The sequence below is a fragment of the Novosphingobium sp. 9U genome (assembly GCF_902506425.1).
In the GTDB taxonomy this organism is placed as follows: domain Bacteria; phylum Pseudomonadota; class Alphaproteobacteria; order Sphingomonadales; family Sphingomonadaceae; genus Novosphingobium.
Genome location: NZ_LR732488.1, coordinates 146,016 through 166,788, shown reverse-complemented (window position 1 = coordinate 166,788; position 20,773 = coordinate 146,016). Strand labels below are relative to the sequence as shown.

Sequence of the window (20,773 nt, the reverse complement as noted above, 5' to 3'; positions counted from 1 at the left end):
GAGCAAGCCGATGGCGACCGATTTCAAGCCGCGCCTGGCGATCTACGGCACCGGACAGTTCGGACAGTTCATCACCCGCCTGGCGGTGGAGAAGGGCTGGGAGGTCGTCGCCGCCTACAATCGTGCGGGACCCAAGGTCGGCCAGGACCTCGGCCGACTAAGCGGACTAGGCCGGGACCTCGGCGTGATCGTGCAGGATTGCGACGCCGCGGACTATTCGACTCTGCAGGCCGACGTCGGCATCGTCATGGTCAGCAACCTGCTGCGCGAGAACCTCGCCGGGTACCGCCGCCTGCTCGGGGCCGGGGTCAACGTGCTGTGCCACGGCACCGAAGCTTACTTCCCACACGGCAACGACCCGGAGCTCGCCAAAGAGATCGACGCAATGGCCAAGGCCAACGGCGTCACCTTCAGCGGCAGCGGCATCTGGGACATGTCACGTATCTGGGCGGGCATGCTGCTGGCGGGGCCGTGTACTCGGATCGAGCGGCTGGTCCACACCAGCATCACGGACTGCACTCGCAACGGCAAGGCGCAGATGCTGTTCACCGGCGTCGGCTCCACCCCTGAGCAGTTCGCCGGCATGGCGAATTACCATGCGGTGCTACACACCTACAAGACGATCCCCATGCAGGTTCTGGCAGGTCTCGGCTACGCGTTGACCGACACCACCGTGCGTGTCGAACCGGTGCTGTTTGACGCTCCGATCCTCTGCGACCTGCTCGAGCGCGACATCCCGCCGGGCGAGTGCGTAGGCGCCCGCATCGTTGCCGAAGTGCAGACCGAGCAAGGCGTCAGCGCCGAAGCCCGGATCGAGCTGCGCCTCTTCCATGAGGGCGAGGTCGAGCACATGGCGTGGACGGTCGAAGGCATGCCTGTGTCTCGCATCCGAACCGAGCGCGAGGACTCCAGCCACGCGACCGTCGCCAGTCTGTTCAATCGCATTCCGGACGTGGTCGCAGCAAGGCCGGGGATCGTGCTCGTCTCCGAGATGGGTCCTCCGCGCCCGACAGCAAGACTCTGAACCCCATGTTGACGCAGTAGTAGGATCATACTAGATCGGGAGAAAGTACGCACGCGAACAGATTCGCGCAGACGATCTGGCGCGCTGAGGAGGAGAGAGGCGATGGGAGCCAGCCCACCGGTCGACATGATGGTCAATTCAGCCGCCGAGCACTGGGCGCTCGTGGTCATGGCCGCCTTGTGGTGCGCGGCGCTGATCTTTGCCTTGGTGCACTGGCGACGCAGCGGACGGCCGATCGTGCTGCTGATGTTCCTGGCAGGGGGCGGCATGATGCTGATGGAGCCCATGGTCGACACGGTCGCGGGCTGCTGGTTTCCGCGAGACTCGGTGATCTTCTATAGCGGCTGGGGACGGCCGATCCCCTTGTGGGTCTGCCTGACTTACTTCGTTTACTTCGGCCTCGGTGCCGGGACTGCCTGGCACATGATGACCCGGGGCCTGGGTTACGGTGCGCTTATGGCCTTCTACGGCGGCGAGATCGTGGCCGACACGGTGCTCGAAGTGGTCCTGCTCAACGCCGGCACTTACACCTACTATGGCCATCAGCCGCTGCTCATAGCCTCGTTCCCGTTCTGGTGGGCGACGGTCAACAGCCTCGTTTCGCTCGCCGCCGCGGGGATGACGTACCTCCTCGCGCCGCGGCTTGCCGGCGCTGCCCTGCTGCTTCTGGTGCCGGCTCTGCTCTGCACCAGCGCAGCGGTAAATGCCGCCGCCGGCTGGCCGGCATGGTTCGCAATAAATTCGAACCTTGGAATGGTGGGGACCCAGGTGGCGGGACTTGTCACCTGCACCTTCGCGCTCACGCTCGCGCATCTGATCGCGAGCTACATCAGCCGCGACCATGCGCGTGCCACTTCCTTTGGCATGCGCCCAAACTTTGCCGGAGTAGCCTGACATGGACGCCATGACCCGTAGCTCCGCCAGTTCCATGCAAGCCGAAGGCACGCCCGGATACCGCCCCGACGCGACCATCGCCACGCGCATCTGGATCGGCCTCGGCGTGTTCTGGATGGCCGTGTTCCTTTACTGCCTGATCGCATGGGTGACCGGACCGGATTTTCGGGCGGTAACGTTCGGGCGTGACCAGGCGCCGCACGGCTACGTCGTGTTCCTGAAGTCGCTTGAAATGGCGATGCTGGCGCTGACGATTTGGCTGATCTGGCGCTTCGTGCTCAAGCCGGTCTTGCGCACGGGCCGGCTCAGCTTCGATGGGATCTACTATCTGGCCTGCTTCACGCTGGTGGTGCAGGAGCCTTGGCACAGCTGGATCCGCCCGCAGCTGCTTTATAACGATATCTTCTTCAACATGGGCAGTTGGATGGGCACGCTGCCCGTGTCCAACCCCACCGCCTATCTAACACCCGTGCCGCTGGCTTTCGCTGGGCTTGGCTACTTCTGGATCTATGGCGGCCCCGCGCATGTCGGGTCGATCCTGATGGCAAGGGCCAAGCGTCGCAATCCCTCGATCTCGGCGCCGCGCATGGTGATCGGCACGTTCCTGGGCTTCTGCGTCTTCGACTTCTTCCTGGAAAGCTTCATCCTGCGCACGGGCATGTTCGTCTACCCGAGCACGATCCCCGAGCTGACGCTGTTCGCAGGCAAGTCGTACCAGTTCCCCGTCTACGAGACGGTCGCCTGGGCGGGCAGCTATACCTTCGCGGCCTGCTTGCGCCACTTCCGCAACACGAGCGGCGAGACCGTGGCTGATCGCGGCGTGGGGCTGATCGCGCGCGAGGGTTGGCGGCGCACGCTGGCGTCATGGCTTGCGATGGTGGGCTTCCTGCAGATCGGCCTGCTGGTCACCTACAACCTGCCTTACATGTTCTACGCCCTGCACGGCGGCGCCTTCACGGTGACCGAGCAAGAGCATCCCTGGCTCACCGCGGGTATCTGCGGGCCGAGCACCGCTTACGACTGCCCTGCCCCCGGCGTCCCCTTCGCCCGCCGCGAGTCGCCCACCAACCGCCTGCCCGCACCGACCGGAACCCCCGCGCAATGAACACAAATACTAAGGGCCGCGTGGCTGTCATCGGTGGTGGCATGGCCGGCACCGCCGCCGCTTGGCGGATCAAGACGCTCGGCTTCGAACCGGTGATCTACGAGAGTCGCGACCGCATCGGCGGCCGCATGTGGTCGTTCCGCAAGAACGACTTCATCATGGACGCGGGTATGTCCGCCTATCTGGGGACCTACCGTGAGGCGATCAGCCTCATTCACGAAGTCGGCTTGAGTGACCAATTGTCCGAACTGCCGGCTATCGGTGGCTTTCGCCGGCAAGGACGCAACTACCACATTGATTATACCAAGCCGGTCAGCCAAGGCATCCCCTCCGGTTATCTCAAGCCGCTGGAGAAAGTGCGCGCGCTGCGCCTGGGTCTCGACACGTTCCGTCACCGCAAGAGCCTGGGCTATTCCGACTACACCAGCCTCGCAGCAATCGACGACGAGACGGTCAACGCCTATTGCCGTCGTGTTCTCGACGAAAATCTGATGAACTATGTCGGGCGGCCGCTGGTCAGCGGCACTTGGGCCGCCGACGACAAGGACACCTCGGTCGCTCTGCTGTTCTGGACCGTGCGCAACATGCTGGCGCCCTACGTCTATAATCTCAGCGAGGGGGTTGCCATGCTGCCCGCCGAGATCGCCGCACAAGTCGAGACCCGGTACAGGACCGAGGTCCAGAACGTCGAGGCCAAAGGCAACCGCGTGAACGTGACCACAGCGGCCGGCAGCGAGGACTTCGACGGCTGCGTGATCGCCACTACGGCAGAGCCGGCGCTCGCCATCTACCCGCAAATGGATGCGGCGACGCACCGTCTCTATTCCACCAACCGCTATCGCAAGCTGGGCAACATCTGCATCGGCCTGTCACGAAGGCCCGCCGATCCTTGCACTTACTACCTGCCGACGCCGCACGAGGATCCCGACACCGTCGCCGTCATTGCCGACCACAACAAGACCACGGGGCGCGCGCCGGACGGCAAGGGCCTGCTGACGGTCCTGCTCAGCCACGAGTTCCTCGAACGCAGCGAAAACCGATCAGACGAGGACCTGCTGGACTATGCCCTCGATCGGGCCGGCGCCTACCTCAGCCCAATTCGCGGCGGCGAGGTGGAGGCCTGGAACGTCACGCGCTGGCCCCACTCGGTGCCATCGATCTACACAGGTCGCTTCCGCATGATCGCCGAATATACCGCACAGGTGGACCGCACCGCCCGCGTGCAGTTCGCCTCTGACATGGACCGCATTCCAGGTTGTAACGGCGCCCTGGTCAGCGGTGAGGAAGCAGCACGCCGCCTCGCAGGAGCTCTGGGGGCCTGACGCTAGAGCGCGTGCAGCAGACGACCGATCTCCAGCTCACGCCACTCACTCAGCAGCACCATCAGCAGTTGGCGTTGCGCGCGTCCCAGGAAGTTCCCCTCAAGCCGCGGGTCCTCGCGACCGCTCAGCTCGCGGTACTCGGGCAGCTGCGCCATCACGATCGAGGGCGCATCGATGATCCAGGCCACCCCGAGCAGAGCCACCGACAAGGCGTAGTAGTCATGCAGCTGCTTGACCGCGATCGCCGGCCCACCTGCCGCGCGGTACTCTTCCGCCCATAGCTGAATCAAGCCGTCGCGGTGTTTGGCCAGGAACTCGCATTCGGCGGCGCAGAGCATGCCATATAGGCTCTGGCCCAGGTTCATCTGCGCCGTCGCGCCCCAGTCGAGCAGCCCCGCGCTGAGGCCGCCCGCAGGTGCTGGCTCGAACCAGGCGTTGTCGAGGTTGAGATTCCAGTGACACAGCGCGACATAGTCCGGAGCAGTGTTGAGAACCCTGCGCAACTCACGCTCGCGGCCCAGTACTTCCATCGCGTCGGAAGCAAACCTGTGCAGCAATTCGGGGTCAGCAAGGCCTTCGGGGAACAGCTGCGGCGCCTCCGCCGCAAAGGCGAGCAGCACATCCATCTTCGCGGCAAGTTGCTCGGGAGTATAGGGGATCGCCGCGCCGACATCGACGGCATCTGGATCGAACGGGAAGGCCTCGTCAGCCGATGGCCCTAGCAGCCCGGCCCGGTGGCTGCCCGACAACCGCGCTCCGGCTCGCGTCAGCGCCTCATAGTACGGCAAGGGATCAGCCAGGCGGTTGTCCAAGCACTTGTCATGGCAAGGCTCGATGCCGCTTTCGCCGAATCTAATCCGCTCGGTGATGAGCAAGCTGCTGGCAGTCTGGGGGTCGTAGTCGCCGAAGTAAAGCTTAGGCACCGCGACAGGAAAGGCAGCGTTGCGCGTCAGCTGGTAAAGCCGGATCTCGGGCTCCACTACGGGCGCAAACAGCTCCCGCAAGGGATCGCCGAAAGGCCGTGGCAGCTTGGCAAACAGGGCGCGGTGAAGGCCCGGTTCTTCCTGCGCATAGCGGACATCAAACCGTAGCTTAGGGCCCATGCCGCCCGCCTCGAATGGCTCCCATTGTTCGATCGCGACCACCGCATTGTCGTGTCCGATTGCACCCGAGGCACGGAACAGCTCTGTGAGGTAAGTAGGGCCCGCCTTCTCGAAAGCGTCCAGTGTGGTCGGGATTTCGAGGCAAGAGCGCGAACCGGTAACGAACTCGGGACGCGCCAGTGTCGCGTTCATGCCATCGTTCCCGCGCTGCCGAAGCATGGCACGCGCCGCTCAAGCGCGGCTCGCACGCCTTCGCCGAAATCATCTTGCGCGACGCAGGCGACGATAGCGTCGCGCTCAGCGGCCAAGTGCTCGGCAAGGCTGACGCTACCGGCGGTATTGGCGAGCCGCTTGGCATTCTTCGCCGCCAGCCCGGCGAGCTGCGCCATGGCGCGAGCTGCCGACTCCACGCGCTCATCGAAGCCCTCGTTGGCCGCTATTTCGTTGAGCAGGCCATAGCGCATCGCCTCCTCGGCATCGACACGTGCCGCGGTCAGCATCAGTGTACGAGCGCGGCGCAAGCCGACGACTTGCGGCAGCAAGTAGCTCACGCCGGTATCCGGGCTAAGTCCGACGCGCTGGTGCGAGAACAAGAAGCGGGCGCTCGGATCGCCGATCGCCAGGTCGGCGGCGAGCGGGAACACCAGTCCCCCGCCAGCGGCGACGCCGCGCATGGCGACCACGAGCGGGCGATCGAACCCTATCACTGCGGCGGCGAGCCGGTTAGCCCCCTCCAGCCGCCGCGCGAAGTCCGCTTGGATCTGCTCACGCGGCCCCTCGAGCTTGGCTGCAAAATCGGCAAGGTCACCGCCCGAGGAGAAATGCCGCCCGTTCCCCCGTACCAGGATCGCCCGCACCGCCGGGTCGGCTTGCGCCTTGCCGAACAGGTCGACCAAGAGCGGCACGTCGTCCGAGCGGATCGGGTTTCCCGCTTCAGGCCGGTTAAAGGTAATGGTGAGCAGGCCGTCGTTCATGTCCGACAGAATGCTCGCGCTCTCGTTTATGGTGGTCATGATCTCTCCCGAATTGCCGGTCAGCGCGTGATCACAGCGGCTCGCAAGCGAGCGATCGCAGGCGCTCCTTTTGCGGCTTGTTCATGCTGTTGCGCGGGAAATCATCGACGATGAACCAGCGCTCCGGTACCTTGTACTTCGCGAGCCGCGCTAGTGCGTAGGCCTGCAAGTCCGCGCGCAGGCGGGTGCCTCCCTCGTGCTTAGCCTTGGGAAGAACCCATGCCGCGACCACTTCGCCGAGGCGTGCATCGGGCAGGCTGGCGACTACGGCCTCAGCCACGGCGGGGTGGCCATTAAGCACTCGCTCGACCTCGGCGGGGTAAACGTTGGCGCCGCCGCGCAAGATCATTTCCTTGCGCCGACCGACGATGGTGATGTTACCCGCCTCGTCCATTCGCGCCATGTCGCCGGTGCGCAGCCAAGCGCCGTGGAAGGTGGCCCGAGTGGCTGCGGGTGCGTGAAGGTAGCCCAGCATGGCGCTGTAAACACCGGCCCAAGGCCCGTCCTCGCATGGGCCGGCGCAGAGTTCGCCCACTTCCCCATTGGCGACCGACGCGCCTTCATCGTCCAGTATGGCAATCCTGAGGAATGGATGCGCTTGGCCCACGCTGTTCTCAGGGGGGCGATGCTCGGGCCGGCTGGAGGCCATGCTGCAGGGCGACTCGCTGATGCCGTAGTCAGCCACGATCTCGAAACCGAAGCGATCCAGGAACACCTGCCGGATGGTATCCTCGATCGGCGCGGCGCCGACCGCAACCACTTCGAGCGAGGGCAGCGTCACGTTGGCAAGCTCGGGCTTGACCAGCCAGTCGCGCACTGTTGTGGGCGTGCAGTTGATCGTCTGCACGCCGGCGCGCACGATCCAATCGGCAATACCCGCCGCGTCGGTTCGATCCATCGACACAAAGGTGCCGCCGCTCGCCAGCGCAACCATCGGTCCATAGATCATGCCGTTAAGGATCGTCAGCGGAATCGGGTGACTGCGCACCAGGCCTGGCCGCCACTGCCCGCCCAGATCGCCGTGCAGGCAGCCATTCACGAAGGTCATCATGGTATGCTGCGAATGGACCGCCGCTTTGGGGTCACCAGTAGTGCCGCTGGTAAAGCCGATGGCGGCGGGCGCATGCACATCCACTTGCGGCAATCCAATAGGCGCGGGCGCCGCCTGCGCGACAATGCGGGCGAAATCACTGTCGGGATCGCCGATCGAGCAGTTGCGCCAGGTTGCATCAGCGCGGGCTGCGGCCAGCCGCTCGATCACCGAGGGCTCGGCCAGCAGATGCGTCGCGCGAACGAGATCAAGCTGGGCGAGTTGTTCCGGCGAGGCGAGGAAGCGGTTTACCCCTGCCCAAAGCGCGCCCAGCCGCTGGACCGCGAGAAAGGCTATGATCAGGTCATTACCGTTGGCCGCGCTGGCGGCGACCACCGCGCCGGGGCCGATCCCGAGCCCCTGCAAGCCCCGGCTCGCACGCGCAAGCCTGTCTGCCAGTTGCGCGTACGTCAGCGTACCCGCCGCATCGACAAGCGCAGCGCGATCACCTGATAGGGTAAGGTTCGCCACGAGGTCGCCAATGCCGGCATGTCCGAACGGCATCGTCGCCGATGTTCCGAGCCCGATGCGCAGGCCATCCGGCCCGACCGCCCCTGCTTGCACTTGCGTCATGGTCACCCTTCCCCTCCGTGGCTTGCCCTTCGATTTGTTCCCGATGGTTCAGGCGGCCTGGTTCAGCGCCTGCTGCGGCGCTTCCTGCATCGCGTGCTTCATCCGTTTGAGCAGGTCGATCATCATGTCCCGTTCGTACCCCTTGAGGTCGGCCAGGACGATGCCGTTGTATTCCTCTTGATGGGCCCGGATCTGTTCGACGATGCCGTTGCCCTTGTCAGTCAGGTAGACGCACTTGGCGCGTCCGTCGTTCGGGTGTAGTTTGCGGCGCAGGAACCCTCCTGCTTCCAACTTGTCGAGCAACGAGCCAAGGTTGACGCGGCTCATGTCGAGCATGGAGGCGAGTTCAGACTGGTTCGCTCCCTCGCGCCGAGACACGAACATCACGACTTCCCACTGAGAGCGAGTGATGCCGAGCGGCTGCATGAACCGGTCAAAGTAGCTGAGCTGCAGATGCGCGACATCCTGGATCAGGAAGTTGAGGCGCAAGTCACGCTTGGCCTGCTGGGTCGCTGCAACCATCTCAGCCGCATCAGCCCCTTCCGCTTTCCCGGTTGCATACCCAGCGCCGGATCGTTCTGCCATCACTGTCACTGCCCCTTATCGTTAGGACAACTTGCTTTACAAAAAAGAGCGGTATAGCCTCACCGCGTCGATTGCAAGCTTGCGTACCATCTCATTGGCGGAACACTCGCTTTCGGCGGCATCAACAAGGTGACGGGGAACAGGATGACGGCGGCATTGGAAGTTCGGATCGAGTATCCGGCACAAGGCGTGGCGCGCGTTGTGCTGGACCGTCCACGCGCGCGCAACGCGCAGAACCTCGATCTGCTGTACCGGCTCGACGATGCGTTCACCCATTGCCTTCGAGACGACTCAATACGCGCAATCATTCTTGCCGCCGAAGGTCCCGACTTCTCGGCTGGGCATGACTTGCGCGCGCAGATCTCGGCAGAACCCGCCGAGCGCTTCGAAGCGCGGGGGACCTGGTCGGGCTTCGATGGAGAGGGTGGGCACGCCTATATCGCGCGCGAGCGGGAGCTTTTCTTTGAGCTCACCACTCGATGGCGCAACCTGGCCAAGCCGACAATTGCGCAAGTCCATGGAAACTGCGTCGCTGGCGGGCTGATCCTTGCTTGGGCGTGCGACATCATCATCGCCGCTGAGGACGCGCGCTTCTGCGATCCGGTCGTAGAAATGGGCGTATGTGGGGTCGAATGGTTCGCTCACCCGTGGGAGCTGGGCCACCGCAAAGCCAAGGAGTTGCTGCTGACCGCCGCGGCCTGGAGTGCGCGGGAGGCCGAGCAGATGGGCATGGTCAACCGCGTGGTCTCGCGCAAAGACCTTCCCGATGCGGCGCTTGAGATGGCGGTTCGCATCGCAGCGCAGCCGGTCCTTGCGGCAAAGCTAGTGAAACAGGCCGTCAACGCAGCGATCGACGCCCAGGGGCAGATGCAGGCGCTCGAAGCCGCGTTCCAAATGCACCAGGTCTGCCACTACCATAATCGCGAGCTGTTCGGGATTGAGGGCAATCCCGCCGGCATGCCCTCCCGGATCACCGGCAAAGTCCCGCGCGAAACAACTTGAACGACAAATCGCAGGATAGTGTTGACAGCCACAATCCGCTGCATATTAGTACGCTAGCATAACAGATTGGCGGTCAGACTCGCTCTGACGTGGTCATGCGAGCCCCGGCTCTCGACCCTGCCCGCGAATAAAAAGTAAGGAGGGGATGCATATCATGGGCTATCAGAAGATCCTGCTTTCAATCGGAGCCGGCGCCGCAGCACTTGCCGTGGGGACCCTCGCACAGGCGCAGGACGCGGGAACGCCCCAAGCAGCCGATGGCGTTTCGGCACCGGGCGAAATCGTCGTGACCGCACAGCGCCGCGCCGAAGCTTTGGAGAAGGTCCCTGTGGCAGTGACAGCAGTCACCGCGCAGATCGTAACGGACCTCAACCTCAAATCGGTGGACGAGATCGCCGCGCTCACCCCAAGTGTGGTATTCGATACAGGTCTCGGGTTCTCGCAAAGCTACATCCGTGGAATTGGCGCCAGCTATCCTCAGGCCGGGCTTGAATCACCCGTCGCCGTCTATGTCGACGGCTCCTACCTTCAGCGTACGCAGGGCGTGATTTTCGACCTGCTCGATCCCGGCACAATCCAGGTGCTGAAAGGCCCTCAGGGCACGCTCTACGGGCGCAATGCCACCGGCGGTGTCATTCTGCTGAGTTCGGCTGACCCTACCTTCGAAACCGAAGGTCATGTCACCGCCGAATACGGTAACTACGAACAGGCGATGGGCGAGGCCGTCGCTAACTTCCCGTTGAGCGATACGCTCGCGGTCCGCTTCGCCGGGCGCTATCGCCGCGGCGACGGCTGGGTGCACAACCTGGCGACCGGCGACGATGCCAAGGGCAATCGCACATACGCCCTTCGCGGCAAGCTGCTGTGGAAACCTACAAGCGAGGTCACCGCCAAACTCACCGTCGACCATAACCGCCAGAAGCTGCAGAATCCCTTCGCCGTGCGCGGCCGTCTCACGGCCCCGGGGTGCCTTGCATGCGCGTTAGGTGGCAGTAGCACCAGCGATCCCTACTCCGTCTACAACGATGTCGACGTAGACCTCATCAACAAGGGCACAAGCGTCAATCTGAGCATTGAGGGCAAGTTCGACGGCCTCAACGTCAGCAGCGTCACCGCCTATCGCAAACTCAAGGTCACCAACTCGATCCTCGATGCTGACGGCACCGACATTCCGCTGTTCGCCTTTGCCAACGATGTCGGCGGTACGACGTGGACACAGGATTTCACCGTATCGACCGAAACCCATGGCTGGTACGATGTGCTGTTCGGCGCGAGTTTCCTCGATGACCTTGGCTATGCACGGTCGAACCCTAATGGCCTCGCCTTTGCTCCGATCGAGGCTGCAGTGGGGGAGCAGCCCTTCTCCAGCCAAGACGTCCGTACTCGATCCGCTGCCGCCTTCGCCGAGTTGACCTTGCGCCCGACCGAGCGCCTGTCGCTCACCGGCGGCGCTCGTTACAGCTACGATCATCGTGACATTGATGTGGATGCCAATCTCGCGGCTGTCATCGGCTTCGGCGGCGGTGTCACGCCTCCCAGCTTCAAACAGTCTGTCAGTTTCCGCAGTGTCACCCCTCGCTTTGTGATCGCCTACGACCTCGACACGGTCAATCTTTACGCCAGCTTCAACAAGGGCTTCCGCGCTGGCGGCTACAACACGCCCACCTTCGCGCCGCAAATCGCCGTTGCGCCAGAAAAGATCAAGAACTACGAAATTGGCGCGAAGTATCGCTCACCTGACGGCAGCCTGCGGCTTTCGCTCGCGGCGTTCTACTACAAGTACACCGACGTGCAGGTATCCGTCGCCAACATCGACGCGGGGGGTACCGTCGTGCAGAACGCCGCCTCAGCCGACGGGCGCGGCGTCGAATTGGAAGGCAGCTATTCGCTCAACAAGAACTTGAGGTTCTTCGGCGGGGGCTCTTACCTTAAGGCCAAGTACAAGTCATTCGAGGATGCATCGGTCGTCGACTTCGATCCGGGGGTGGGGTTGTTCCAGTCGTTCGAGGATCTCTCGGGATCGCCGCTGCCGCGTTCGCCCAAATGGACTGGCTTCATCGGTCTCGATGCCTCTATGCCGATCGGCGACACCTATGCGATCGGCCTGAACGGCTTGGTGCGCTACACCGACGGCTACGACTTCTTCCCAGGCGCCGGTGGCCCGCTTCGGCTCGACCGTCAGCCCGCAGTGACCATGATCAATGCCAGCATCGACTTCGGCCCAGCCGACGAAACCTGGCAACTTAGCGTCTTCGGCAACAATCTTGCCGATGAGCGCTACTACGAGGACCGCTCGACGCTCGCACCGTTCAACGCCAACGAGTCGGTAGCGCAGCCGCGCACCTACGGTGTGCGCGCGAGCTACAAGTGGTGACAGGAGAGGCCGCAATGACCCTTGATCCCGGGCTCAGGGACTTCCATGGGCGGCCCGTGGCCGCCCACGTGCCACCCGAGCTCATTCGCCGGATCGACTACTTCAACGACCCGCTGATGGCACGCGACCCTTTCGCGTTCATACGCCGGGTCGGCGAAGAGCCGCCGCTGGTCTATAACTTGTGCAATCCGCTCAAAGGCCAGAGCTGGCTGCCGACGCGTGCCGAGATCATCCGCATGGTGCTCTCGCGTCCCAAGCTGTTCTCGGCGCGCAACCAGACCGAGTTCTCGCAGCTGATCGGCGAGACCTGGCGGTTCGGCCCGATCGAGATGGACCCGCCCGATCACGGGAAGTTCCGCGCCCTGATGAACCCTTGGTTCTCGCAACCGGCAGTCGAGGCCTTGGGAGATCGCATCCGCACCGTCGCGCTCGACCTGATAGAGCCGCTGGCAGCGAAGAGCGGCTGCGACTTCGTGCAGGAGTTCGCGATACCGTTCCCGATCTCGGTGTTCCTCGAGATTTTCGGCCTTGCCGGCCATCCGCGCGAGACATTCCTGGAGTGGGTCCGCCAGCTTCTGCATTCGTCCGACCTCGCCGAGAACGCCGCCGGCGCGCAGTCGATCGCGACATTCTTGCGGGCGCTGCTGAAAGAGCGCGCCGCCAACCCGCGGCATGACATCGCCAGCCGCATCGCTACCGCCGAGATCGACGGCGCACCGGTGTCGGATGACGATAAGCTGGGCATGGCCTTCGTGCTGTTCACTGGCGGGCTCGACACCGTCACTGCCTCGCTAGGTTTTCACTTTCAGTACCTCGCCACGCATCCAGAGGTGCAAGCGGAGTTGCGAGCGCACCCCGGGAAGATCCCCGAGGCCATCGAAGAACTGCTCCGCCGCCATTCTCCCGTCCACATCTCGCGCCAAGCGCAGGAGGACGTGACGATAGAGGGTGTGACGATCCGCAAGGGCGACTGGGTGACCATTTTGACTGGCCTCGCGAGCCTGGACGGCTCGGTGTTCGCTGCCCCCGAGACCGTCCGGTTCGACCGACAGGGTCGGCACACCGCGTTCGGCTTTGGCACGCACTTCTGCATGGGCGCGAACCTCGCGCGCTACGAGCTGCAACTCGCGATGCGCGAGTTGCTCGCACGCATCCCGCCTTTCGAACTCGCGGAGCCGCAAGAGCCGCCGCACACCCGCGGCGGCTTCGTGTTCGGAGTGGAAACGCTGGAGCTCAAGTGGTGAACGTCGAAAGCGGAACCATAACGGCACCAGGGCGGGAAGGATGCGTCATGCTTGGAGGCAAAGTCGCGATCGTCACCGGCGCGGGGCTGGGCATTGGCCGCGAGGAAGCACTGGCGCTCGCCACCCATGGCGCGCGGGTGCTGGTAAACGACTTGGCGCCGCAAGATGGCGGGTCGGACAACGCCGCCGAGACTGTGCGCATGATCCGCGGGGCTGGCGGAGAAGCGGTCGCTTTTCATGAGGATGTGGGCTCGTTCGATGCCGGGCGCCGCATTGTCGAGGCCGCGCTCGATGCATTCGGCCGCCTCGACATTCTCGTCAACAATGCCGGGTTTGCCCGGCCGGCGTCGATCGCGGAAATGACAGAGGAGGAGTGGCACTCGGTCATCGCCGTCCACCTCACCGGCCACTTCGCCACGACGCGCCACGCTGCGCCGATCTTCCGCGACCAGCGCAGCGGCGTGATCGTCAACACCGCCTCGGAGTCCGGCCTCGGTCATCTCGGCATGGCGAACTATGCCGCCGCCAAGGAGGGCATTGTTGCCTTTACCAAGTCGGTAGCGCGCGAGCTGGCGCAGTATGGCGTGCGCTGCAACGCGATCCGCCCGCGTGCCCTGACCAACATGGGCTCGGAGAAGCTGTTCGAGACGCTGACGACGTCGCAGGACGTGCTGGGCTTTCCGATCCACGGCAATCGTTGGGTCAATCTCGACGAGATCAACCCGCCCGCCCAAGTGGGCCAGTTCGTCGCATGGTTGTGCAGCGACGCCTCGCGCCCGGCGAACGGCGAGACGTTCTTCGTCGGCGGCGGCACTGTCGGGCTCTACTCCGATCCCGAGATAGTGCGCTCGATGCACGACGCGGACGGCTGGACGCCGCAGCGGCTATCCGAGCCTGCTGCCCGCGCCTATCTGCTCGACGGCGTCGAAGACCGCTATAGCGGCAAAGCGGCACGGCGTGAGGGCGTGTTGTGAGCCGCCGATTCGAGGGCAAGGCGGCAATCGTCGTCGGCGCTTCTGCGGAAGGAGGCTCGGGTTGGGCAACGGCAGAGCGGCTCGCGGCAGAGGGCGCGCGCGTCGTTGTCGCCGCCCGTAACGCGACCGAGCTGGCGCGCTTGGCCGAGCGCATCGGCGGCCATGCAGTCCCCTGCGACGCCGCTGATCCCGCGCAGATCGCACACCTGGTTGCACGCAGCGTCGAACTGCTCGGCCCGATCGACATCGGCATCTACGCCGCCGGTTGGCCGCTTGCCGGCACGATGGAGGCGATCGCGCCCGAACAGCTGATCCAGGCGATGGGTGTCAACTACATCGGGCCGTTCTGCTTCGTGCGCGACGTTGCGGCGAATATGTCCTTGGGTGGTGCGATAAGCGTCATCTCCTCGATTGCCTCGACCCACGTCGTCCCCGAGCAGATTGCCTATGCCTGCGCCAAGGCGGCAACGAACACCATGATCCGCTACGCCGCGCTCGAGTTCGGCGCCAAGCAGATCCGCGTCAACGGCGTGGTTCCGGCACTTATCGAATCGCCGATGACCGAGCCGTTCCGCGCTGCCCCAGGGGTGCTCGAGGCGATCCTCAAGGAAGTGCCGCTAAAACGCGGGGCGACCGCCGACGACATCGCCGCGGCCTGCCTCTGGCTGGCCTCGCCCGAGTGCTTCGTCACTGGCGCACTGCTGCCGGTCGACGGCGGCAATCACCTGCGACGCTCGGCCTTTCCAGAGGACTTCGCCGCCGGCGCCTTTGCGACGATGAACACGTGACGTGACGGAGAGGCAGGCCATGGACAACGACAGCGACGCCGGCTTCCGACTGGCAGTCGATCTCGCCAGTCAGAACGGCATGGATGAGACCGCGCGCGCCAATCGCGCCAGCCTGCTTGAAGCATATCAGGACATCGCCGAAGGCAAGATGGAGCGCTTCATGGCGCTGCTCCACCCTTCTGTCAGCCTGCATCAGGCTCCGTCGCTGCCCTATGCGATGGACACCAAAGGCTTGGATGAGACGCTCGCCGGCTTCGAGCAGGTCATGGTTGCCTGGGCCAAGATGCACGTGACGATTACCGAACTGACCGCCGCGGGCGACCTCGTGGTTGCATGCATGCAGGTCTCTGCCCGGTCGGCCGCCACCGGTGCACCCTACGAGGCTCCCTGCACCGAGGTCTTTCGCTTCCACGATGGCCAGATCTTCGATTGGCGACCGCTCTACTGGGACACCCATGCGGTGCGCAATGCATTCGGCTTGCCTGCAACCACGCAAGGAGCACCGGCGTGAAGGATATCGTCGACACCATCACTCGCGCTTACGAGCGCGATGCCGCGAGCCCGCCGTCCGCACTCACCGCAACTGACATCCCTTGGAGTTCGGAGTCGATGACGCCGGCGTGGTTCACCGCGGTGTTGTGCCGCAACACGCCAGGTGCGAAGGTCGAGCACATCGTGCTCGGCGAACGGGACGACGGCTCGACCAACCGCCGGCACATCGAACTGCGCTACAACGAGGCCGGACGCGCGGCCCGTTTGCCCGAACGACTGTTCTGCAAGGTCGCCGATCAGCTGCTCAACCGCATCATGCTCGGTGCCGCCGGCACGGCCCAGGCTGAGGTGTTCTTCTTCAACAACTTGCGCGCCAAGCTGCCAATCGAGGCTCCCCGAGCGCTGTTCGCCGGTTTCGATGAGGAGAGCTTCGCCTACGCGGTCGTGTTCGAGGACTTGTCCGACAAGGTCGCGTTTTGCGACGAGAGCACAGTCATCGACCGGGCGCGTGCCGAGTCCATGGTCACCCTGCTTGCTGACTTCCACGCCGCCTTCCATCAGGACCCGGCGCTGGGCACTCCAGCAGTGCCCTATCGTCCCTGGCCCGAGTTCTGGGGCAATCTGATGCTCCACTCGCCCGGGTGGGATGACTCCAGCCGCCGCTCGATCGACCGCATGGGTGAGCGCGTGCCGCCCCCCCTGCTCGCGCGGCGCGACGAGATCTGGCCCTGCACCGAAGCCTCGGTTCGGGCACACGCCGCTTTGCCCCAGACGCTGATGCACAGCGATGTGCACCTCAAGAACTGGTACGCAATGCCGGATGGCACAATGGGCCTGAGCGATTGGCAAATCATGTCGATCGGCAACTGGAGCCGGGACTTCGTGTACGCGGTCACCACCGCGCTCGCCGTTGAGGATCGCCGCGCCTGGGAAGACGACCTCCTGCGCCTCTATCTTGAGCGTTCTGCCCAGAATGGCGTCGGCGCGCCGTCGTTCGACGAAGCGCGGCTTCTGTGCCGGCAGCAGGTGTTCAGCGCCTTGGCATTCTGGACCGTGACGCTGTGCCCGGCGCAGAACATGCCCTCCATGCAGCCCGAGAAGACCAGCCTGGTGTTCATCGAACGCCTGCTCACGTCGATCGACGATCACGACGCACTCGACAGCTTTTCCTGAGGAAGCCGGCACCATGATTCCGACCACCCTGAAGAATGCGGCAGGCCGCCAGCTCCAGCGCGGCTACGGCAACGAACACCGTCCCGTGGTGAAGACGCTATGGGAGCGAGATTCCCGACCGGCTGAGCCGGCCACGCTCGCCGTAGGCGATTTCGAGCCTGATCGTCCGCATGTCGACTTCGCGCGCTATTACGAGCGCAGCTTCATGGACAAGGAAATCGAGCGGGTCTGGTCTAGGTCCTGGCTCTACGCCGCACGCGAGGAGGACATTCCCGAGGTGGGCGATCGCGTGCCTTTCGATTGCGGACCGCTGTCGTTCGTTCTCGTGCGCACCGAGGCAGATGCATTCAAGGCATTCTATAACTCGTGCCCCCACCGCGGTACCCGTCTGTGCAACGAACATCAGAACGCTGCCACCATCCGCTGCCCCTACCACGGCTGGGAGTGGCACACCTCGGGAAAACTGAAAGGCATCCCAAGCCATTGGGATTTCCCCGAGATCACACCGCTCAACGGCGGCCTGCGCGAGGCGCGTATCGAGAGCTGGGGTGGGTTCCTGTTCATCAATGCCGATGCGGATGCGCCCCCGCTCGTCGAGGCGCTGAGTGTTATGCCGGAGCATTTCGCCAAGTTCGGATTGGATAACCGTTACACCGCCGCACGCTTCCGCAAGCTGGTCAAGGCCAACTGGAAAGTGGCGCAGGAAGCCTTCATGGAATCCTACCACGTCTATGCGACGCACCCGCAGGGCGTGCCGTACAATGGCGATAGCCAGACCCAGTACGATTTATGGGAAACCGGGACCGGCCACGTAGCGCGGCAAACCACACCATCGGCCGTGCCCAGCATGCATGCGCCATCCGAAGCCAGCGCGATCGAGGCGGCACAAGTCTATGCGATGGTGACCGGCGGCTGGCATTATCCCGAGTTTCCCCAACCCGAACTCGATCCACAAGGCGACGTGCGGGCCCAGATTGGCGAGTGGCACCGCCAGGCGTATCAGGCGACCTATGGACGCGAGCGGCACGCAACCGACGGGGTCATGCTGGACAGCCTGCTCTACTTCATGTTCCCGCACGCGGTGTTCTGGCTCGCAGAATCGCTGCCGTTCACATACCAGTTTACTCCACACCCGAGCGACCCGGAGCTCTCGTTCTTCGAGGTACGATTGCTGCGTCCGATTGCAGAGGGCGCGCCACGCCCCCCCTCCTCGCCCGCGGTTGAAGTCGGCCCCGAGGAGCGCATAGAGGACAAGGTGCCTGCTTTTGGGCTTCTGGGCACCATCTTCGATCAGGACATGACCAACATGCCGCTGATCCAGCGCGGCATGCACGCCGCCCCCGCAGACCGGGCCTTTTCCACCTTGGGCAAGTACCAGGAAATGATCATCCAGCACTGGAACGAAGTTTTGGATGCGCTCATGGCCGATCCTGCCACCTGAACTCTTCGACATGGACCTGTTCGAGCGAACGGAGGAGCAGGACCTCCTTGCTGCCATGCTGGGCCGCTTCCTGGGTGATACCACCTCGCCCGGTCAGCCTTGGGCCGGCGACTTTTGGAGGGCCCTGGGCAGCGAACTCGGGGTGCTCGCAGCGCCCTTCCCCGAGCCGCTCGGTGGGACTGGGGGTGGCATGTTCGATGCCGCTATCGTGCTCGAAAAATTGGGTGAGCATGGCCTTGCGACGCCATACTTGGATACGGTCGTCATGGCCGGCCGCGCTTTGCTCAGAGCGGACGAAAACCGACACGACAACCTGCTACTGGCGATCGGCAAAGGCGATGAGATCGTAGCCGTCGCGCACGACGAACGCGGATTGCGGGGACGCGCTGGGCCGCTGCGGACGGTTGCTCAGGCAGATGATGCTGGTTGGCGATTGACGGGCTTAAAGTGCGGGGTCCGTTTCGCTCCGATCGCTCGATACCTGCTCGTGTCCGCCCATTCTGAAGATTCAGATGGACCTGGTCTGTTCCTGGTGCCCGCCGACCGCGCAGGTGTCACTCTCTCTAGCTACGATGCGATCGATGGCGCCCCGTGTGCAGACGTACTGCTCGACGGCGTACATCTCGGCCGGGAAGACCGGATCGCTAGCAACGCCGCCGCCTTGAGCGCGCTGCTGCTCGACGGGGAGGCAGGTCGCTGCTGCGAAAGCCTGGGCCTCATGCGCGCAATGCTCCGCACTACCGCCGACTACGCGCGCCAGCGCAAGCAATTCGGCAAGCGATTGGCAGACTTCCAAGTCCTGCGCCATCGCCTCGTCGACTTGTACATTGCCCTCGAACAGGCCGAAGCGCTTACCGAAGCCGCCGTTCAAGGGCTCGCTCGCGACCTTGACCGCCGCCCTCTTCTGGTCGCGGCGGCCCGCTACTCCGCCTCCACCGAACTGAACCGGGTGGCGAGAGACGCCGTGCAAATCCACGGCGCCGTGGGGATGATGATTGAGACGCCGGTCGCACGCCTTTTTCGACGCGCCACAGTGCTCCAGCGCGAGGGTCGTGACAGCCAAGGCAGTCTATCGGAGGTGGCTTTGTGCGTGGGGGCGACCTTGCCCGACACGCACCACGACCTCCTTGGCAGACTGCAAGCGGTAAATGCCGGTGCCGAAGCGCTGCGTGCCGAAGTGCGCGCCTTCCTGGCAAAAGAACTCACTTCAGAACTCGCGTGGCAAGCGGACCTGGAGACCGGTGCGTTTTCTCCTCCTCACGTCAGCACCGCGTGGCAACGGCGGCTCGCCACCAAGGGCTGGGTCGCGCCGGGATGGCCGAAGGAACAAGGCGGCACTGGCTGGAGCCCTCGCGAACGGCAGGCGTTCGAACAGGAGATGGCGCTCGCGGGTGCACCACGACTGCCTGCCATGGGGTTGCAGATGCTCGCGCCGGTGCTCATGCGTTTCGGGACGGCCGAACAGAAGGCGCGGTTCTTGCCCCGCATCCTTACTGGAGACGACTTTTGGTGCCAGGGTTACTCCGAACCGGGCGCCGGCTCTGACCTTGCGGGCCTGCAGTTGCGTGCTGCTCGCGACGGTGAGCACTACCGACTCAATGGCTCGAAGATCTGGACCACATTTGCTCAGTTCGCCAACTGGATCTTCGTGCTCGCACGTACGGACACCCAAGCCGCGCGGCATCGAGGAATCAGCTTCCTTCTTGTGCCGCTCGACAGCCCTGGCATCGAAGTGCGGCCCATCATCTCGATTTCGGGCGATCACGAAGTCAACCAGGTCTTCTTCGACGATGTGCTGGTGCCGGTAACGAACCTTGTCGGTGACGAGAACGAAGGCTGGGAGGTCGCCATGTACCTCCTTGAGCACGAGCGCGGCGTCGGACATCAGGTACCGACGCTGGTGCGCGAACTCGCCCGGCTGCGCAGCATCGCCGAGTCACAGCCTAACGCTAGTGACGGATCGATGTGGGATGATCCCCTTTTTCGGACATCGTTTGCTCAGTTGGAGGTTCGCTGCCTTGCCATTCGCCTCATCGAAGTGCACCGGGTATACAGTCCAGCACGGGTCGCGGCATCACAAGAGATGACCGCTTCCGTTCTCAAGCTGCTTTGGAGCGAGGCAGGGCAAGAAGTCGACGAGCTTGTGATGCAAACGCTCGGATCTTTCGCTGTTGTCGATCTGCCTGATCACTTCCGTGATGACGAAGTCATCACCAGAGACACGAATCACAAGGCACTATCATCAACTCGGCGCTACTTGAACAACAGGGTTCTCACGATTGCCGGCGGCTCAAGCGAGATCCAGCGCACGGTGCTCGCGAGACACATACTCGATATAGGATGAAAGTATCTTCTCTACTTCAGCCATCCTCGCGAGCTGCGCCAATGCTCATACCGCAGTGACCACTGGCAGCGGCAAGGCGAGACAGGTTAAAGAACGTGCCACTTTCGTAGCGACAATCGTCGGCATGCGCCTTACTTTGACGGTGCTCGGCGTCAAATCTGCGGCCTCCGTCGACTTGGCAACGCAAACAATTGATCTAACGAGTGCGCGAAGCCGATACTGCCCGACGGTA

General features: G+C 63.8%; 17 protein-coding genes. 13 read left to right on the top strand and 4 right to left on the bottom strand.

The annotated features are described in order from the left end of the window. Positions 1-10 precede the first annotated feature (10 nt). From GV044_RS14980 to GV044_RS14965, 4 genes are all read left to right on the top strand, one after another. The gene (locus GV044_RS14980) at positions 11-1,024 is read left to right on the top strand and encodes a hypothetical protein (protein WP_159872291.1); all 1,014 of its coding nucleotides are present in this window, start codon (positions 11-13) and stop codon (positions 1,022-1,024) included. Positions 1,025-1,126: 102 nt separating this feature from the next. Beyond that, positions 1,127-1,918, top strand: a complete 792-nt coding sequence (locus GV044_RS14975) for a hypothetical protein (RefSeq protein ID WP_159872289.1) — start codon at positions 1,127-1,129, stop codon at positions 1,916-1,918. A gap of 1 nt (position 1,919) precedes the next feature. Next, entirely contained in the window at positions 1,920-3,023 is a 1,104-nt protein-coding gene (locus GV044_RS14970; protein ID WP_159872287.1) for a spirocyclase AveC family protein, read from the top strand. Next, positions 3,020-4,345, top strand: a complete 1,326-nt coding sequence (locus GV044_RS14965) for an NAD(P)/FAD-dependent oxidoreductase (protein ID WP_159872285.1) — start codon at positions 3,020-3,022, stop codon at positions 4,343-4,345. The genes GV044_RS14970 and GV044_RS14965 overlap by 4 nt, the downstream gene beginning before the upstream one ends. A gap of 2 nt (positions 4,346-4,347) precedes the next feature. Here GV044_RS14965 and GV044_RS14960 read toward each other — a convergent pair whose 3' ends face one another. The 4 genes from GV044_RS14960 to GV044_RS14945 are packed head-to-tail and all read right to left on the bottom strand — an operon-like array spanning position 4,348 to position 8,646. Then, on the bottom strand, positions 4,348-5,640 hold the full coding sequence (locus GV044_RS14960; protein ID WP_159872283.1) for a hypothetical protein: 1,293 nt from the start codon (positions 5,638-5,640) through the stop codon (positions 4,348-4,350). Further along, a complete protein-coding gene (locus GV044_RS14955; RefSeq protein ID WP_159872281.1) occupies positions 5,637-6,461 on the bottom strand; it encodes an enoyl-CoA hydratase/isomerase family protein in 825 nt (274 codons plus the stop codon). The genes GV044_RS14960 and GV044_RS14955 overlap by 4 nt, the downstream gene beginning before the upstream one ends. Positions 6,462-6,492: 31 nt before the next feature. Next, on the bottom strand, positions 6,493-8,124 hold the full coding sequence (locus tag GV044_RS14950; RefSeq protein WP_159872279.1) for a class I adenylate-forming enzyme family protein: 1,632 nt from the start codon (positions 8,122-8,124) through the stop codon (positions 6,493-6,495). 48 nt (positions 8,125-8,172) lie between these two features. Then, entirely contained in the window at positions 8,173-8,646 is a 474-nt protein-coding gene (locus GV044_RS14945; protein ID WP_159872277.1) for a MarR family winged helix-turn-helix transcriptional regulator, read from the bottom strand. A gap of 207 nt (positions 8,647-8,853) precedes the next feature. On the opposite strand from GV044_RS14945, the gene GV044_RS14940 reads away from it, so the two are divergent. From GV044_RS14940 to GV044_RS14900, 9 genes are all read left to right on the top strand, one after another. Then, positions 8,854-9,711 carry an enoyl-CoA hydratase gene (locus GV044_RS14940; protein WP_159872275.1) on the top strand — a complete coding sequence of 286 codons (858 nt, stop codon included), beginning with the start codon at positions 8,854-8,856 and terminating at the stop codon, positions 9,709-9,711. Positions 9,712-9,865: 154 nt separating this feature from the next. Further along, on the top strand, positions 9,866-12,085 hold the full coding sequence (locus GV044_RS14935) for a TonB-dependent receptor (RefSeq protein WP_159872273.1): 2,220 nt from the start codon (positions 9,866-9,868) through the stop codon (positions 12,083-12,085). A gap of 14 nt (positions 12,086-12,099) precedes the next feature. Continuing rightward, on the top strand, positions 12,100-13,329 hold the full coding sequence (locus GV044_RS14930; protein WP_159872271.1) for a cytochrome P450: 1,230 nt from the start codon (positions 12,100-12,102) through the stop codon (positions 13,327-13,329). A gap of 47 nt (positions 13,330-13,376) precedes the next feature. Beyond that, the gene (locus tag GV044_RS14925) at positions 13,377-14,303 is read left to right on the top strand and encodes an SDR family NAD(P)-dependent oxidoreductase (RefSeq protein WP_159872269.1); all 927 of its coding nucleotides are present in this window, start codon (positions 13,377-13,379) and stop codon (positions 14,301-14,303) included. Continuing rightward, positions 14,300-15,091, top strand: a complete 792-nt coding sequence (locus GV044_RS14920; RefSeq protein WP_159872267.1) for an SDR family NAD(P)-dependent oxidoreductase — start codon at positions 14,300-14,302, stop codon at positions 15,089-15,091. Before GV044_RS14925 ends, GV044_RS14920 begins: the two co-directional genes overlap by 4 nt. A gap of 19 nt (positions 15,092-15,110) precedes the next feature. Beyond that, positions 15,111-15,602, top strand: coding sequence for a nuclear transport factor 2 family protein (locus GV044_RS14915; RefSeq protein WP_159872265.1), 492 nt, complete (start codon positions 15,111-15,113; stop codon positions 15,600-15,602). Beyond that, positions 15,599-16,756 (top strand): phosphotransferase, encoded by a 1,158-nt coding sequence (locus GV044_RS14910; protein WP_159872263.1) that lies wholly within the window; start codon positions 15,599-15,601, stop codon positions 16,754-16,756. Before GV044_RS14915 ends, GV044_RS14910 begins: the two co-directional genes overlap by 4 nt. A 13-nt stretch (positions 16,757-16,769) precedes the next feature. After that, entirely contained in the window at positions 16,770-18,197 is a 1,428-nt protein-coding gene (locus GV044_RS14905) for a Rieske 2Fe-2S domain-containing protein (RefSeq protein WP_159872260.1), read from the top strand. 10 nt (positions 18,198-18,207) lie between these two features. Continuing rightward, positions 18,208-20,541, top strand: a complete 2,334-nt coding sequence (locus GV044_RS14900; protein ID WP_159872258.1) for an acyl-CoA dehydrogenase — start codon at positions 18,208-18,210, stop codon at positions 20,539-20,541. Positions 20,542-20,773: the final 232 nt, after the last annotated feature.

What these genes read in the sequence shown, in the direction of transcription:
- GV044_RS14965 (WP_159872285.1), top strand. Translation starts at nt 3,020, where the DNA reads ATGAACACAAATACTAAGGGCCGCGTGGCTGTCATCGGTGGTGGCATG.
- GV044_RS14900 (WP_159872258.1), top strand. Translation starts at nt 18,208, where the DNA reads ATGGACCTGTTCGAGCGAACGGAGGAGCAGGACCTCCTTGCTGCCATG.
- GV044_RS14970 (WP_159872287.1), top strand. Translation starts at nt 1,920, where the DNA reads ATGGACGCCATGACCCGTAGCTCCGCCAGTTCCATGCAAGCCGAAGGC.
- GV044_RS14925 (WP_159872269.1), top strand. Translation starts at nt 13,377, where the DNA reads ATGCTTGGAGGCAAAGTCGCGATCGTCACCGGCGCGGGGCTGGGCATT.
- GV044_RS14980 (WP_159872291.1), top strand. Translation starts at nt 11, where the DNA reads ATGGCGACCGATTTCAAGCCGCGCCTGGCGATCTACGGCACCGGACAG.
- GV044_RS14915 (WP_159872265.1), top strand. Translation starts at nt 15,111, where the DNA reads ATGGACAACGACAGCGACGCCGGCTTCCGACTGGCAGTCGATCTCGCC.
- GV044_RS14955 (WP_159872281.1), bottom strand. Translation starts at nt 6,461, where the DNA reads ATGACCACCATAAACGAGAGCGCGAGCATTCTGTCGGACATGAACGAC.
- GV044_RS14930 (WP_159872271.1), top strand. Translation starts at nt 12,100, where the DNA reads ATGACCCTTGATCCCGGGCTCAGGGACTTCCATGGGCGGCCCGTGGCC.
- GV044_RS14945 (WP_159872277.1), bottom strand. Translation starts at nt 8,646, where the DNA reads ATGGTTGCAGCGACCCAGCAGGCCAAGCGTGACTTGCGCCTCAACTTC.
- GV044_RS14935 (WP_159872273.1), top strand. Translation starts at nt 9,866, where the DNA reads ATGGGCTATCAGAAGATCCTGCTTTCAATCGGAGCCGGCGCCGCAGCA.
- GV044_RS14940 (WP_159872275.1), top strand. Translation starts at nt 8,854, where the DNA reads ATGACGGCGGCATTGGAAGTTCGGATCGAGTATCCGGCACAAGGCGTG.
- GV044_RS14950 (WP_159872279.1), bottom strand. Translation starts at nt 8,124, where the DNA reads ATGACGCAAGTGCAAGCAGGGGCGGTCGGGCCGGATGGCCTGCGCATC.
- GV044_RS14975 (WP_159872289.1), top strand. Translation starts at nt 1,127, where the DNA reads ATGGGAGCCAGCCCACCGGTCGACATGATGGTCAATTCAGCCGCCGAG.
- GV044_RS14960 (WP_159872283.1), bottom strand. Translation starts at nt 5,640, where the DNA reads ATGAACGCGACACTGGCGCGTCCCGAGTTCGTTACCGGTTCGCGCTCT.
- GV044_RS14905 (WP_159872260.1), top strand. Translation starts at nt 16,770, where the DNA reads ATGATTCCGACCACCCTGAAGAATGCGGCAGGCCGCCAGCTCCAGCGC.